We start from the raw sequence: 14,346 nt of genomic DNA, 5'->3' as shown, positions 1-14,346 counted from the left end.
CTTTGCCCCGGGTGGGCGCTTCGCGGCGATCAGGCCCGCGAAGCGGCCATGCCGGGTGCCTGCAATTTCTCTCAGGCCCTCTCAGGCCTGTTGTGCCGCCGGATCGAAGGCCCTGGAACCGGCACGCGGCCACAGGTCGCGCCACGGCGCCGGGTCTTTCGATTCCATGGCCAGCCGCAGGTAGACCTGCGAGATCCACAGCAGCGCCAGGCCGATCTGCGCGTCGCGCAGCGCCGAGTTCACGCTCGATGCGATCAGTGCGATCAGCGTGGCCGCCAGCGCGTAGCGGCCCGCGATGTCGGGCCGCTTCCATGCCTGCCAGACGGCGCCGGCCATGATGACCAGCAGGCTCAGCAAGGCCGGCAAGCCGCCCTGCGAGCCGACCCACAGGAAGTCGTTGTGCGGCATGTTCGAGTCGGCGAACAGCTTCGGGCCGCGCTTGTGCCATTGCTCGGTCCAGCCGCCGATGCCCCAGCCGGTGAAGGGCCGATCGGCGATCATGAGGCTCGTGTCCTTGTACATGTAGTAGCGGATGACCCAGCTGCCCTTGAAGACGGCGCCGGACTGCGCCTCTTCGATCTCCTGCACGCCGGTCTCGACCTTGTGCTGCAGCTGCGGCAGCTGGTACAGCCCGGCGCCGAGCACCACGGTGCCCAGCACCAGCGCGCCCACCAGCATCTTCAGGTGGTTGCGCCACTGGTGGATGCACACCGCCGGAATCACCAGCAGCAGCGCGAGCACCGAGGTGCGCGAGGTCAGCGGCAGCGCCACCACCAGGCCCAGCCCGAGCATCAGCACGAAGGCGGGAATGGCGCGCAGCGGCCTGTGCGCGGCGATCTGCGCAATGCCCCACACGGCGGCGGTGGACGCCACCACGCTGAACAGCAGCGCATTGCTGATCGACTTGTTGCCCACTTCCATGACCACCGCGCGCAGCGGCGACCAGATCGGAAAGCCGATGGCGTAGTAGAGAACGATCAGGAGGATGTTCAGCGCCGCGATCAGGAGGAAGCCGCGCAGCGCCCATATCGCTTCCTCGCGCGTGAGCGCCATCGCCATCAGCAGCGTGAGGCCGATGCGTATGCCGTGGAACAGGTTGGAGCCGGTTTCGGGGTAGTGCTGCCCGAAGGCCAGCACGATGAGGGTCCAGGCCAGGTAGGCCATCACCGGCCACCACATCGGGTTGGCGCGCAGCCGTGCGATGCGCTCGCGCGTGTCGCCGGCCAGCATCATCGTGAGCAGGAGAAGAATGGCCGACAGGTAGGTGACGCCGACCGGCAGGAACACCACCAGCCCCCAGAACATGGCCGCGGGCCGAACGATGTGCGATCTCTGCATAGGGGCGGGATTTTAGGTGCGGCCTGTGGCCGCTACCTGACTGCACCCGTGCGGGCGCAGGGTGCTTTTCTTTGGTGTCTTCGGTGTCGTGTCAGTGGCCGCGAGCCACCGGCAGGCGAATTACGAAGCTCGCGCCGCCGCCCGGCCGGTCTTCGCAGCGCACCGAGCCGCCGTGGCGTTCGGCGATCGACTTGACCAGCGACAGCCCCAGGCCGACGCCGCCGTTGCGCTCGCTGGCGCCGGGCAGGCGGTAGAAGGGCTCGAAGATGCGTTCGCGCAGCGCGGGCGGCACGCCCGGCCCCCGGTCGTTGACGCGCACGGTGGCAAAGCCGTTGGTGTTGCCCAGCTCGACGGCGATCTCGCCGGCGCCGTAGCGGCGGGCGTTTTCCAGCAGGTTGCGGATCGCGCGGCGCAGAAGGCGCGACACGCCGGGCACGGTGAGCGTGGCGTTGTCGGTGCCTTCGGCAAGGTCGAGCTCGGCGTTCACCTGCGCGCATTCCTCGGCGGCCAGCCCGGTCAGGTCGACCGCCTCGACGGTGCCCATGTCGGCCTCGCTGGCATCGAGCCGGCTGGCCAGCAGGATCTCGTCGATCAGCTGGTCGAGCTCGCCGATGTTGCGCGAGATCTCGTCGCGCGCGGCCGGGCTCGGGCGCTCGCCCATCAGCTCCAGGCCCATGCGGATGCGGGTGAGCGGCGAGCGCAGTTCATGCGATGCATTGGCCAGCAGCGACTTGTGCGAACGCACCAGCTGTTCGATGCGCTCGGCCGACGCGTTGAATCGTTTGGAGAGATCAGCCACTTCGTCCTGCCCTTCTTCGGTCACGCGCACCGAGAGATCGCCTTCACCCCATCGCTGCACGCCGCGCTGCAGCGATTCCAACCGCTGCGTGATGCGCCGCACGATCGGGTAGACGGCCAATGCCACCGCCACCCCCACCAACGCGATCATCCAGCCCAGCCCGAAGGGCGTGCGCCACGGCGCGAAGCCGGCCGCGCCAGTGGGCCGCTCGCGCGGCGCCACGCGCAGCGTGATGTCCTTGCCGTCGCTGAGCGTCACGTCGAACTCCAGGCCCTGGCCCGGCACGCGCAGCGCCTTGCCGGTGCCGATGGGCTTGTCTTGCGCATCGAGCACGACCACGTCGCGCGGCACGGGCGCCAGCCGCTCGCGCTCGGCCTGCGCCGCCTCGCGCACGATCCAGTTGGCCATCAGCGTGAGGATCACCACGCCGCCCACCACCGCGAGCCAGATGCGGACATAGAGGTGGCGGTTGTAGAGGCTGCGCAGCATCGGGGCCGGCTCAGTCTTGCTGCTTGGCGAACACGTAGCCCACGCCGCGCACCGTGAGGATGCGCTTCGGGTTCTTCGCGTCGACCTCGATGGCGGCGCGGATGCGGCCCATGTGCACGTCGATCGAACGGTCGAAGGCTTCCAGTTCGCGGCCGCGCACGGCTTCCATGATCTGGTCGCGCGTGAGCACGCGGCCCGCGCGCTCGGCCATGGCCACCAGCAGGTCGAACTGGTAGGAGGTCAAATCGGCCAGCGCCGAGGCCACCGACACGGTGCGCGCATTGCGGTCGATCTCCAGCGTGCCGAAGCGCATCACGGTGGAGGCTTCCGCCTCGGTGGCGGTCTCGCTGCGTCGGCGCAGCACCGCGCGGATGCGTGCCAGCAGTTCGCGCGGCTCGAAGGGCTTGGGCAGGTAGTCGTCGGCGCCGATCTCCAGGCCGATGATGCGGTCCATCGGATCGCCTTTGGCCGTGAGCATCAGCACCGACACCTTGGACAGGGGGCCGGGCAGTGCACGGATGCGGCGACAGACTTCGAGCCCGTCGGTGTCGGGCAGCATCAGGTCGAGGATCACGAGGTCGGGCGCGTGCTGCTGCAGCTGCTCAAGCCCGCTGGTGCCGTCGCCGGCATGGTTGAAGGCGAAGCCCGACTGCGTCAGGTATTCGCCCACCATCTGCGCCAGGCGGGCGTCGTCTTCGATCATCAGGAGTTGGGGGGTGCTCATGCGCTTCATGGTCGTCCACGGGGAGCAAGCGGGCTTGAACGCTCCGTAAAGTTGGGTAAACGCAGCACCGGCCTGTCAACGGCAAGCGCTGCGAAAAGCATAGCGCCTTGCCCAGCATTCACGGGCGCCATGTTCGTCTTCGAGTACCTACCAACGCGCGGGTGACGGAGCGCGCCGACCACCCCCCGCGCATCGTCAGCCCACGGGCTGCAACTGCAGCCGCAGTGCGAGCGTGCCCGACAGCGGCAGTTCGATCGGCGCGCCCGCGCTGCCTTCGACCTGCGCCAGCGCCTCGAACAGGCCCAGCGCATCGGCCATCGGGTTGATGCCGACCAGCGTGCGTGCCGCCGCCGAGCGCGGCGCTGCCGGCGTGCCGGTGCCGTCGGTGCCGACCAGCGACCAGTCGAGCGATGCCACGGTGCGCTCGGTGCGCTCGTGCGCGATCACCAGCGCCACCGCGAGCAGGCCGCGGCTGTCGGTCACCGAGGTCAGCGGGCCGACGGTGGGCGTGTCGTAGCCCACCAGCAGCACCGGCTCCTGGTCGGCCGCGCACTGCACCGCCGCTTCGAGCAGGCCGGAGGCAAAGCTGTGTTCGTAGGCCGAGACCGCATTGCTGGCCGCCATGCAGCCGGTGCCGATGGTCCAGTAGCCCACGGCCGCGTTGTGCACCGAGTTGTGGAACTTGGTGGGCGACAGCATCTTCGGATCGGTCGCGAGCGTGCCGCACATGTAGTCGTTGATCGACAGGTCGCCGTGTGCCGACGTGAACACGCAGGGCACGTCGGCCGCGTTGCGGCCCGAGGCCACCATCGCGGCGGCGGCCACTTCGAGCGCCAGCGCCACGGTGTCGGGCGCGCGGCGGCGCTCGGCCGGTGCCAGCACTTGTGGCGACGGCCGCTTGGCGGGCGGATCGGCCAGCGCGCCTTCGCCGCGGAAGGCCGCGCGCGCCGCGTCCCAGCCGGGCAGCGTGGGCGTCCAGAAGGCCGGGCCTTCGATGTAGAGGGTGGGGGGCACAGGGCGCGTCGTGGTCGTGCTCATGCGGCCTCCGCCTTGCCGAACACCAGCGAGCAGTTGTTGCCGCCGAAGCCGAAGGAGTTGGACAGGGCATAGCGCACCTCGCCATGCGCGGGCTGCAGCTTGATCTGCGCACCGAACCCTTCGTCCAGCGTGCTCGTGTTGACGGTGCCCGGCATCAGGCCGCGCTCGATGGCCAGCAGGCTGATGACGGCCTCGACGATGCCGGCAGCGCCCAGCGTGTGGCCCATGAAGCCCTTGGTCGAGCTGGCATGCGTGCGGGCCGGGAAGCGGCGCGCCACCAACGCGCCTTCGACCTCGTCGTTCTTCTGGCTCGCGGTGCCGTGCATGTTGATGTAGTCGATGGCCTCGGGCGCCAAGCCCGCGCGCGCCAGCGCCTCGTCGAGCGCGCGTTCGGCGCCCAGGCCCTCGGGGTGCGGCGTCGACATGTGGTGCGCGTCGCTGGCTTCGCCGTAGCCCAGCAGGTGCATCGGCGCGGCGTCGGCGCCGCTCTGCACGCGCTCGACCAGCGCGAAGCCGGCGGCCTCGCCCAGGCTGATGCCCTTGCGGCTGGCATCGAAAGGCCGGCAGGGTTCGCTCGACACCAGTTCGAGCGAGTTGAAGCCGAACAGCACGCTGCCGCACAGCGTGTCGGCGCCGCCGACCACGGCCGCGTCGGCCAGGCCCAGGCGGATCAGCCGTTCAGCCGAAGCGAACACCTTGGCGCTGGACGAGCAGGCGGTCGAGATCGTCTCGCTCGGCCCGGTGAGGCCCAGCACCTGCGCGGTGAACATCGCCAGCGAATGGGGCGTGTGCACGGCGGCGCGGCGCTGGTTCGGCGCAAACATGCCTTCGGCGTCGAGCTGCGTGTAGGCCAGCTCGGTTTCGCCGATGCTGGCGGTCGAAGTGCCCAGCACCAGCGCGATGCGCGAGGCGCCGTACTTTTCGCGCGCGGCGGCCACCGCCTCGATGAAGCCGTCGGCATGCAGGCCCAGCCACGCGAGCCGGTTGTTGCGGCAGTCCCAGGGCATGAGCGCCTCGGGCAGGCGGATGTCTTCAAGACCGTCCACGCGGCCGATCCAGGTGGGCAGCGGTGCGTCGCCGAAGTCGTTGGCGCGCAGGCCGCTGCGCGATTGCGCGAGCGCGTCGGCCAGCGATTCCTTGCCGACACCGACGGCAGAGGTCGCCGTGAAGGCGCTGATTTGAAGGGGAGAAATTCGGGACGGCACGATCTTCTTTGAAAGGCTGCAGGCAACAGGGAACGCAGGGGAAGAAACGAATGTAAACCGGCACAGCCTACCAGTTGCAGGGCCTGCGCCGCGTCGGCCGATTCCTATAAGGCCATGGCCCTATTGACGGTCGGGAGGGCTTGTGGTGGTCGTCAGACGGGAGGCCAGCGCCACCAGCACCAGCACCGGCAGGCCCAGCACCGCGGTGGAGGTGAAGAAGGTGCTGTAGCCGTAGGCATCGACAAAAGCGCCCGAATAGCCGGCGATGAACTTCGGCAGCAGCAGCATCAGCGAGCTGAACAGCGCGTACTGCGTGGCCGAATAACTGATGTTCGTCAGGCTCGACAGGTAAGCGATGAAGGCCGCCGACGCAATGCCGCCGGCCAGGTTGTCGGCCGAGACCACCGCGATGAGCGCCGTGAGGTCGTGCCCGCGCGTGGCCAGCCAGGCAAACAGCAGGTTGCTGCCCGCGCTGAGCACCGCGCCCAGCATCAGCACGCGCATCACGCCCAGCCGCATCGACAACACGCCGCCGACGAAGGCACCGGCCAGCGTCATGATCACGCCGTAGATCTTGCTGACCGTGGCCACTTCGTCCTTGGTGAAGCCCATGTCCACGTAGAAGGGGTTGGCCATGATGCCCATCACCACGTCGCTGATGCGGTAGATGGCAATGAGCGAGAGGATCAGCACCGCCTGCCACCTGTAGCGGCGGATGAAGTCTGCAAAGGGCTCGATCAGCACGCTGCGCAGCCATTCGGCGGCGTTCTTTGGCTTGGGCAGCGCGCGCGGCAGCGGCTCGGGCGACAGCAGCACCGTGAGCACACCGACCGCCATCGAGGCGGCCATGACCAGGTAGGCTGTTTTCCAGGCGCCGTTCTGGTAGGCGGCCGCGCCAGTGACGGCGGCGGCCGGCGCCACCTCGGCCCAGGCCGCGACCCACAGCACGCCCGCACCGGCCCAGATCATCGCGAGCCGGTAGCCGGTCTGGTAGGCGGCGGCGAGTGCGGCCTGCTTGCGCGCCTCGGCCGATTCGATGCGGAAGGCGTCCAGCGCGATGTCTTGCGTGGCCGAACCGAAGGCCACCAGCAGCGCGCACCAGATCAATGGCGTGAGTCCGAGCCGTGGGTCGTTCAGCGCCATGCCGATCAGGCCCGCGATGACCATGCACTGCGCCAGCAGCAGCCAGCCGCGTCGCCGCCCCAGCAGCGTGGTCAGCGGCGGCAGCGGCAGCCGGTCGACCAGCGGCGCCCAGACCCACTTGAAGCCATAGGCCAGCCCGACCCAGCTCAGGTAGCCGATGGTGGTGCGGTCGATGCCGGCTTCGCGCAGGCGAAAGCTCAGCGTGCCCAGCACCAGCAGCAGCGGCAGCCCGGCCGAGAAGCCCAGCGCCAGCATGCGCAGCGTGGCGGGCTCGAGGTAGACCTTCAGGGCGTCACGCCAGGGCGGGGAAGGGGCGGTGGGGGTTTCGACAGGCGAGGCGGACATGAGCCCCGGATTGTCCATGAGTGCACGGGGACATCGGCCGGCCTTTTGCGTTCATTTGTTCCTATGATCCGGCCCATGTGCACACGATGCGAACGCCTTCTGCGTATTGACTCCTCCATTTCCGCGGCTTCGCCCTGGCAGCCGCGAAGGGCCTTCTTGCTGGCTGCCGCGGGCGCGGTGCTGGCCGGGCCCGCGCTGGCGCAGGTCAATGTCGGCAGTGCCTCGGTGGCACGCAACCTCGTGCCTGCCGAGAAGGTCGAGGCGGCCGGCGTGCAGCAGTACGCCGAGCTGCTCGAACAGGCCCGCGCCAAGGGCGCCCTGGCGGGCGACAACAACCCGCAGCTGCAGCGCCTGCGCGCCATCGCGCAGCGGCTCATTCCCTTTGCCACGCCGTGGAACTCGCGTGCGCGCGACTGGAAATGGGAGGTCAACCTGATCGGCAGCAAGCAGATCAACGCCTTCTGCATGCCCGGCGGCAAGATCGCCTTCTTTACCGGCATCCTCGAGCAGCTCAAGCTGAGCGACGACGAGGTCGCGATGGTGATGGGCCACGAAATGGCCCACGCGCTGCGCGAGCATGCCCGCGCGCGCATGGCCAAGAGCGCGGGCACGGGGGCGGCGCTGTCGATCGGCGCGCAACTGCTGGGGCTCGGCCAGGTGGGCGACATCGCGGCCCGCGCCGGCACGCAGCTCATCACGCTGAAGTTCAGCCGCAGCGACGAGACCGAGGCCGACCTCGTGGGCCTCGAACTCGCGGCGCGCGCGGGCTACGACCCGAAGGCTTCGGTGACGCTCTGGCAGAAGATGGCTGCGGCGTCGAAGAACCAGGGCGGGCTGAACTTCCTGTCGACGCATCCGACGGGGCCGGACCGTATCACCAAGCTCGAGGCGAACCTGCCGAAGGTCGAGAAGCTCTACCGCGACGCGAAGAAGAGCTGAACGGTCTGACTCCCTCTCCCTTTGGGGAGAGGGCGGGGGTGAGGGCGGCGACATTCATTCAGGCGCCGTGCCTCATCGGCGGCACTTCGCCCTCACCCCAACCTTCTCCCCGAGGGGAGAGGGAGTAAATCCCCCCAACTGTTCCTGATCCGCGCGACCTGTGGTCGCCGCTGGCACATTGCTTGCATCTCGACTTGTACACAAGTTTGGATGCCTAAAGATGGTGCATGTAGAAAACGGATCGCCCGCCGCCGCCTGGATCGCGAAATTCGCGACGCCCCTGGTGGGCGCGCACGCCGGTGAAAGGCTTGGCGCGGTCCTTCCGCTCGCCGGCCTGCGCTTCGCGGTCAAGGACAACATCGACGTCGCCGGCGTGCCGACCACTGCCGCTTGCTCGGCCTTCGACCGCCTGCCCAATGCCCACGCCGCCGTGGTGCAGCGCCTGCTCGACGCCGGTGCATCGCTCGTCGGCAAGACCAATCTCGACCAGTTCGCCTGCGGACTCAACGGCACGCGCTCTCCTTATGGCGAAGTGCCCAACGCCTTCGATGCCAGCCTGGTCTCGGGTGGCTCCAGCTCCGGGTCGGCCTGCGTGGTCGCCGCCGGAGAGGTCGACTTCGCCCTGGGCACCGACACCGCCGGCTCCGGCCGCGTGCCCGCCGGCCTCAACAACATCGTCGGCCTCAAGCCCTCGCGCGGCCTGCTGAGCGCCTTCGGCGTGGTGCCCGCGGCGCAGAGTGCGGACTGCGTGTCGATCTTTGCGCGCACCGTGGCGCTGGCGGTCGATGTGCTGCTGGCCACGGCCGGGCACGACGCGCGCGATCCGTACTCGCGCGACGTGCCCCTGCGCCGCCAGCCGCTGCCCGCGCACTTCCGCTTCGGCGTGCCCGACACGCTGGCCTTCTTCGGCGACAGCGCCGCCGAACAGGCTTTTGCCGATGCGAAGACGAAGCTCATCGCGCTGGGCGGCACACCCGTCACCATTCCCTATGCGCCACTGGCCGAGGCCGCCGCGCTGCTTTATGAAAGCGCACTCGTCGCCGAACGCTACGCCGCGGTGCGCGGGTTCTTCGACGCGCACGAGAGTGAAGTGATCGAGCCCGTGCGCAGCATCCTCGCAAGCGGCCGCAACTACACCGCCGCCGATGTGTTCGACGCGCAAACGCGCCTGCGCGCCATCGCGCAGCAGGTCGAGCCGATGTGGCGCGACATCGACGTGCTGCTGGTGCCCACCGCGCCCACGCACTACAGCCGCGAGCAGATGCGCGCCGACCCGGTGGTGCTCAACCGCAACCTCGGCGCGTACACCAACTTCGTCAACCTGCTCGACTACGCCGCGCTCTCGGTGCCGAGCAGCCTGCGCGCCGACGGCCTGCCTTTCGGCATCACCTTGATCGGCCCGTGCGGCAGCGACCTCGCACTGGCCGAGCTGGGCCAGCGCTACCACCACGCCACCGGTCTTGCGCAAGGTGCAACCGGCAAGCCCTTGCCCGCGCCGCGCGCGGTGCCGGGGCTGCGCGCGGCGACGGCCGACACGCTGCCCATCGCGGTGGTCGGGGCGCACCTCTCGGGCATGCCGCTCAACGGCCAGCTCACCGAGCGCGGTGCCACGCTGCTGCGCGCCATGACCACCGCGCCGTCCTACCGTCTCCACGCACTGCCCGGCACCACGCCACCCAAGCCCGGCCTGCAGCGCGTGGCCGAAGGCGGCGCGGCCATCGCACTCGAAGTGTGGGCGGTGCCGCAGGCCCAGATCGGCGGCTTCCTCGCATTGATCCCGCCACCGCTCGGCCTCGGCAGCGTCGAGCTGGCCGATGGCAGCTGGGTGCACGGCTTCATCTGCGAAGGCCATGCACTGGCCGGTGCGCAAGACGTGACCCACCACGGTGGCTGGCGCGCGTACATCGCGAGCCTCGACACCTTTCAGCAGGAGGTGCGCCGATGACACCCGAGATCAACATCCCCGACGTGCACGCCGAAGTGAGCGCCGTGTTCGCGCGCTACGAAGAAGCACTGGTGGGCAACCAACGCGAGGTGCTCGACGAGCTGTTCTGGAACAGCCCGCACACGCTGCGCTACGGCTTCTCCGAGAACCACTACGGCCACGCCGACATCCGCGCCTTTCGCGCTTCGCTGCCCGTGCAGAGCCCGCCGCGCGAACTGCTGCGCACTGTCATCACCACCTACGGCCGCGACTTCGCGACCGCCAACGTCGAGTTCCGCCGCTCTGGCAGCCGCGAGATCGGCCGCCAGAGCCAGACCTGGCTGCGCACCGCCGAAGGCTGGCGCGTGGTCGCGGCCCACGTGAGCCTGCCGGTCTGACGCCGGATTCGGCGGCACATTTTTTGCACCTTCCTCCACTCCTCGAAAGAACGCCATGACAAGCCAACTCAATCGCCGTGATTCCCTCAAGTCCCTGGCCGCGCTGGGCGCCGTCGGTGCGCTCGGGGGCTGGAGCACCCTGGCCGGCGCGCAGGCCAAGCCGCTCACCGTCGGCGTGATCTACGTCGGCGCGCGCGACGACTACGGCTACAACCAGGCGCACGCCATGGCCGCCGCCGAAATCAAGAAGCTGCCCGGCATCAAGGTGGTCGAAGAAGAGAACGTGCCCGAGACCGCCGCCGTGCAGAAGACCATGGCCGGCATGATCTCGCAGGACGGCGCCAAGCTGCTCTTTCCCACCTCGTTCGGCTACTTCGATCCGCACATCCTCGCGGTCGCGCCCAAGTACCCCGACGTGCGCTTCTCGCACTGCGGCGGCCTGTGGACCGAAGGCAAGCACCCGAAGAACGTCGGCAGCTTCTTCGGCTACATCGACGAGTGCCAGTTTCTCAACGGCGTGATCGCCGCGCACATGACGAAGAGCAACAAGATCGCCTTCGTCGCCGCCAAGCCCATTCCGCAGGTGCTGCGCAACATCAACGCCTTCACACTCGGTGCGCGCTCGGTCAAGCCGAACATCACCTGCAGCGTGATCTTCACTGGCGACTGGTCGATGGCCGTGAAGGAGGCCGAAGCCACCAACAGCCTGGCCGATCAGGGCTGCGACGTGTTCACCATGCACGTCGATGGCCCCAAGGTGGTGGTCGAGACAGCAGCCAAGCGCGGCAAGATGGTCTGCGGCTACCACGCGAGCCAGGCCAAGCTCGCGCCCAACGCGTACCTCACGGGTGCCGAGTGGAACTGGCTCACCGCCTACAAGGCCGCCATCGAGGCTGCGCAAACTGGCAAGCCGCACCCCAACTTCCTGCGCGGTGGCCTGAAAGAAGGCTACGTGAAGATGTCCGCCTACGGCCCGATGGTGACGGACGCCGCGAAGAAGCAGGCCGACGACATCAAGGCAAAGATGATCGCGGGCACTTTCGACATCTTCAAGGACGGCATCAAGGACAACAAGGGCGCCGTGGTGGTGCCGGCCGGCAAGGTGCTCAAGCAGACCGATCTGGAGCTGGAGAAGATGAACTACCTCGTCGAAGGCGTCATCGGTCAGGCCTGATCCGCGGAGCCCCGTCATGCGCCACGCGCTCAAGGAATTCGCCCTGCCGGTGTTCGCCATCGCGGCGGCACTGCTGCTGTTCGGCCTGCTGGTGGCCTTTGCCGGTGTCGATCCGGTGGAGGTCTGGACGACGCTGTTCAAGGGCGCGTTCGGCGACTGGTTCTCGTGGCAGAACACGCTGCAGCGCGCGGCACCCTTGATGCTCACTGCGCTGTGCGTGGCGCTGCCCGCGCGCGCCGGGTTGATCGTCATCGGCGGCGAAGGCGCGCTGGTGCTGGGCGGGCTGGCCTGCGCGGCGCTCGCGCAGGCGGTGCCGCTGCCCGGCAACATCGTCGGCACGATGGTGGTGTGCATCGCGGGTGCGGTCGTCGGCGGGCTGTGGATCATGCTCGCGGGCTGGCTGCGCCAGTACCGCGGCATCAACGAAACCATCAGCAGCCTGCTGCTGGCCTACATCGCCATCGGCATCTTCAAGCACCTGGTCGAAGGGCCGTTGCGAGATCCGGCGAGCCTCAACAAGCCGTCGACCCACGCACTGAACGACGGCATGCTGATCGGCGGCATCGGAGGTTCCGACGTGCATTGGGGCCTGGTGATCGGCGTCGTGGCCTGCTTGGGGCTCGACTGGTGGCTGCGCGCGACCGCTTCGGGTTTTTCGGTGCGCGTGGTTGGCGGCAATCCGCGCACCGCGCAGCTCGTGGGCCTGCCGGCCACGCGGCTCATCCTCACCGCATGCGGGCTCGGCGGCGCGTGTGCGGGGCTCGCGGGCGCGGTCGAGGTGGCGGCGGTGCACACCAACGCCAACGCCTCGCTGATCGCGGGATACGGCTATGCGGGCATCCTCGTGTCGTTCATCGCGCGGCACAACCCGGTGGCCATCGTGCCGGTGGCGATCCTGTTCGGCGGCTTCGGCGCGGCCGGCAGCCTGCTGCAGCGACGGCTCGGGTTGCCCGATGCGTCGGTGCTGGTGCTGCAGGGCATTGCCTTCGTGCTGATCCTGGCGAGCGAAGGGCTGCGCACGGTCAACTGGAAGACCGTGGGCGACCGCATGCTGCCCGAGGCAAGGAGCTACACATGAGGAGGTGTCCCTTGTCTTGTCCCCTCTCCCTCTGGGAGAGGGAGCCAGACCACTGCTGCGCGGAAGGTTCCGAGTGACGGCCGACCAATGGATCGCCCTGGTCGCCGGCATCGTCGGCGGCGCATTGCGCGTGGGCGCGCCTTTCCTGTTCGTGAGCCTGGGCGAGTGCCTCACCGAGAAGTCGGGCCGCATCAACCTCGGGCTCGAAGGCGTGCTGGTGCTGTCGGCCATGGCCGCGTTCGGCGGCGCGTACCTCACCGATTCGGCCTGGCTCGGTGTGCTGATCGGCGCCACGGCGGGCGCGGCGCTGGCGCTGCTGCATGGCCTGCTGTGTTCGCTCGACCGCGTGAACGACGTGGCCACCGGCATCGCGCTGATGCTGCTGGGCACTGGGCTCGCCTTCTACCTGGGCAAGCCGTTGATCCAGCCGCAGGCGCCGCAGATTCCTGCGATCCCGCTGGGCTTCTGGAGCGACAACACGGTGGTGCGCTCGGCGCTGCAGCTCAACGCGCTGGTGCCCATCGGCGTGGCGCTGGCGGTGCTGCTCTGGTGGGGCTTTGCGCGCACGCGTGCCGGCCTGCTGGTGCGCATGGCGGGCGATTCGGCGCAGGCGACACGCGCGCTCGGCTACTCGGTCTCGGGCCTGCGCATCGCGGCCACCACCGCGGGCGGCTTCATCGCGGGGCTTGGCGGTGCGTCGCTGACGCTGTTCTATCCGGGCAGCTGGAACGAAGGCATCTCCAGCGGACAGGGCCTGATCGCCGTGGCGCTCGTGATCTTCGCGCGCTGGAGCCCGCTGCGCTGCGTGGGCGCGGCGTTTCTCTTCGGCGGTGCGGGCGCCATCGGGCCGGCGCTGCAGTCCATCGGCGTCGGCTGGGGCTACCACCTGTTCAACACCGTGCCTTATGTGCTCACGCTGGTGATCCTGGTGTTCACCTGCAAGCCGGGCAGCGTCGCCATCGGCAGCCCCGGCGAACTTTCATCGACAAAAAACTGAGTGCCCGCGCAGGCCGAACCCAAGCCATGACCACCATCGCCCACACCACCGAACGCCACGTCGTCGCCGAGCCCTATGCCTGGCCCTACAACGGCGCGCTGCGGCCCGACAACACCGCGTTGATCGTGATCGACATGCAGACCGACTTCTGCGGCAAGGGCGGGTATGTCGACGTGATGGGCTACGACCTGTCGCTGGTGCAGGCGCCCATCAAGCCCATCGCGCGCACGCTCGCGGCGCTGCGGCCGCTGGGCTTTCACATCATTCACACGCGCGAAGGCCACCGGCCCGACCTGGCCGACCTGCCGGCCAACAAGCGCTGGCGCTCGCGGCAGATCGGCGCGAACGGCGTGGGCATCGGCGACGACGGGCCCTGCGGCCGTATCCTGGTGCGCGGCGAGCCGGGCTGGGAGCTGATTCCCGAGCTTGCACCGCTGCCCGGCGAAGTAGTGATCGACAAGCCGGGCAAGGGGTCGTTCTATGCGACTGACCTTGAGCTGATCCTGCGCACGCGTGGCATTGACAACCTGATCCTTGCCGGCATCACGACCGACGTGTGCGTGCACACGACGATGCGCGACGCCAACGACCGCGGCTTCGAATGCCTGCTGCTGTCCGACTGCACGGCGGCCACCGACCATGGCAACCATCTGGCGGCGTTGAAGATGATCACGATGCAGGGCGGTGTGTTCGGTGCGCACACCACATCGCAGGCGCTGCTGGCCACGCTTGCGCCCGAAGCGGCGACGGCCTGA

Annotated in this window: 13 protein-coding genes; 7 read left to right on the top strand and 6 right to left on the bottom strand. The window is 68.8% G+C overall.

Features of this window, described 5'->3' with window-relative positions; translation table 11 throughout:
• Positions 1–81: 81 nt before the first annotated feature.
• From BLQ28_RS30265 to BLQ28_RS30240, 6 genes are all read right to left on the bottom strand, one after another.
• Positions 82–1,338, bottom strand: a complete 1,257-nt coding sequence (locus BLQ28_RS30265; RefSeq protein WP_093247039.1) for an O-antigen ligase family protein — start codon at positions 1,336–1,338, stop codon at positions 82–84.
• A 91-nt stretch (positions 1,339–1,429) separates the two neighbouring features.
• Entirely contained in the window at positions 1,430–2,626 is a 1,197-nt protein-coding gene (locus tag BLQ28_RS30260) for an ATP-binding protein (RefSeq protein ID WP_093247038.1), read from the bottom strand.
• A gap of 10 nt (positions 2,627–2,636) precedes the next feature.
• A complete protein-coding gene (locus tag BLQ28_RS30255; protein ID WP_093247037.1) occupies positions 2,637–3,359 on the bottom strand; it encodes a response regulator transcription factor in 723 nt (240 codons plus the stop codon).
• A 186-nt stretch (positions 3,360–3,545) separates the two neighbouring features.
• On the bottom strand, positions 3,546–4,388 hold the full coding sequence (locus BLQ28_RS30250) for a beta-ketoacyl synthase chain length factor (RefSeq protein ID WP_093247036.1): 843 nt from the start codon (positions 4,386–4,388) through the stop codon (positions 3,546–3,548).
• Positions 4,385–5,593, bottom strand: coding sequence for a beta-ketoacyl-[acyl-carrier-protein] synthase family protein (locus BLQ28_RS30245; protein ID WP_176801276.1), 1,209 nt, complete (start codon positions 5,591–5,593; stop codon positions 4,385–4,387). Before BLQ28_RS30245 ends, BLQ28_RS30250 begins: the two co-directional genes overlap by 4 nt.
• A gap of 120 nt (positions 5,594–5,713) precedes the next feature.
• Positions 5,714–7,099, bottom strand: a complete 1,386-nt coding sequence (locus tag BLQ28_RS30240; protein ID WP_093247035.1) for an AmpG family muropeptide MFS transporter — start codon at positions 7,097–7,099, stop codon at positions 5,714–5,716.
• Between the two features lie 57 nt (positions 7,100–7,156).
• On the opposite strand from BLQ28_RS30240, the gene BLQ28_RS30235 reads away from it, so the two are divergent.
• The 7 genes from BLQ28_RS30235 (at position 7,157) to BLQ28_RS30205 (ending at position 14,346) form a co-directional block, all read left to right on the top strand.
• Complete coding sequence (locus tag BLQ28_RS30235) at positions 7,157–8,020, top strand: M48 family metallopeptidase (RefSeq protein WP_093247034.1); 864 nt, start codon at positions 7,157–7,159, stop codon at positions 8,018–8,020.
• A gap of 220 nt (positions 8,021–8,240) precedes the next feature.
• Entirely contained in the window at positions 8,241–9,965 is a 1,725-nt protein-coding gene (atzF, locus tag BLQ28_RS30230; RefSeq protein WP_093247033.1) for an allophanate hydrolase, read from the top strand.
• The gene (gene hpxZ / locus BLQ28_RS30225) at positions 9,962–10,342 is read left to right on the top strand and encodes an oxalurate catabolism protein HpxZ (protein ID WP_093247032.1); all 381 of its coding nucleotides are present in this window, start codon (positions 9,962–9,964) and stop codon (positions 10,340–10,342) included. The genes atzF and hpxZ overlap by 4 nt, the downstream gene beginning before the upstream one ends.
• Positions 10,343–10,397: 55 nt before the next feature.
• On the top strand, positions 10,398–11,516 hold the full coding sequence (locus BLQ28_RS30220) for a BMP family ABC transporter substrate-binding protein (protein ID WP_093247031.1): 1,119 nt from the start codon (positions 10,398–10,400) through the stop codon (positions 11,514–11,516).
• A 16-nt stretch (positions 11,517–11,532) separates the two neighbouring features.
• Entirely contained in the window at positions 11,533–12,594 is a 1,062-nt protein-coding gene (locus BLQ28_RS30215) for an ABC transporter permease (protein ID WP_093247030.1), read from the top strand.
• Between the two features lie 73 nt (positions 12,595–12,667).
• Entirely contained in the window at positions 12,668–13,591 is a 924-nt protein-coding gene (locus BLQ28_RS30210) for an ABC transporter permease (protein ID WP_093247029.1), read from the top strand.
• Positions 13,592–13,617: 26 nt separating this feature from the next.
• Complete coding sequence (locus tag BLQ28_RS30205; protein ID WP_093247028.1) at positions 13,618–14,346, top strand: biuret amidohydrolase; 729 nt, start codon at positions 13,618–13,620, stop codon at positions 14,344–14,346.

Source organism: Variovorax sp. EL159 (assembly GCF_900100965.1).
Classification (GTDB): domain Bacteria; phylum Pseudomonadota; class Gammaproteobacteria; order Burkholderiales; family Burkholderiaceae_C; genus Variovorax.
This window is presented reverse-complemented; position numbering and strand designations above follow the sequence as displayed.

Bases quoted from the DNA above. Each gene is read 5' to 3' on its own strand.
- BLQ28_RS30265 (WP_093247039.1), bottom strand. From the start codon at position 1,338: ATGCAGAGATCGCACATCGTTCGGCCCGCGGCCATGTTCTGGGGGCTG.
- BLQ28_RS30260 (WP_093247038.1), bottom strand. From the start codon at position 2,626: ATGCTGCGCAGCCTCTACAACCGCCACCTCTATGTCCGCATCTGGCTC.
- BLQ28_RS30255 (WP_093247037.1), bottom strand. From the start codon at position 3,359: ATGAAGCGCATGAGCACCCCCCAACTCCTGATGATCGAAGACGACGCC.
- BLQ28_RS30250 (WP_093247036.1), bottom strand. From the start codon at position 4,388: ATGAGCACGACCACGACGCGCCCTGTGCCCCCCACCCTCTACATCGAA.
- BLQ28_RS30240 (WP_093247035.1), bottom strand. From the start codon at position 7,099: ATGGACAATCCGGGGCTCATGTCCGCCTCGCCTGTCGAAACCCCCACC.
- BLQ28_RS30235 (WP_093247034.1), top strand. From the start codon at position 7,157: ATGTGCACACGATGCGAACGCCTTCTGCGTATTGACTCCTCCATTTCC.
- atzF (WP_093247033.1), top strand. From the start codon at position 8,241: ATGGTGCATGTAGAAAACGGATCGCCCGCCGCCGCCTGGATCGCGAAA.
- hpxZ (WP_093247032.1), top strand. From the start codon at position 9,962: ATGACACCCGAGATCAACATCCCCGACGTGCACGCCGAAGTGAGCGCC.
- BLQ28_RS30220 (WP_093247031.1), top strand. From the start codon at position 10,398: ATGACAAGCCAACTCAATCGCCGTGATTCCCTCAAGTCCCTGGCCGCG.
- BLQ28_RS30215 (WP_093247030.1), top strand. From the start codon at position 11,533: ATGCGCCACGCGCTCAAGGAATTCGCCCTGCCGGTGTTCGCCATCGCG.
- BLQ28_RS30205 (WP_093247028.1), top strand. From the start codon at position 13,618: ATGACCACCATCGCCCACACCACCGAACGCCACGTCGTCGCCGAGCCC.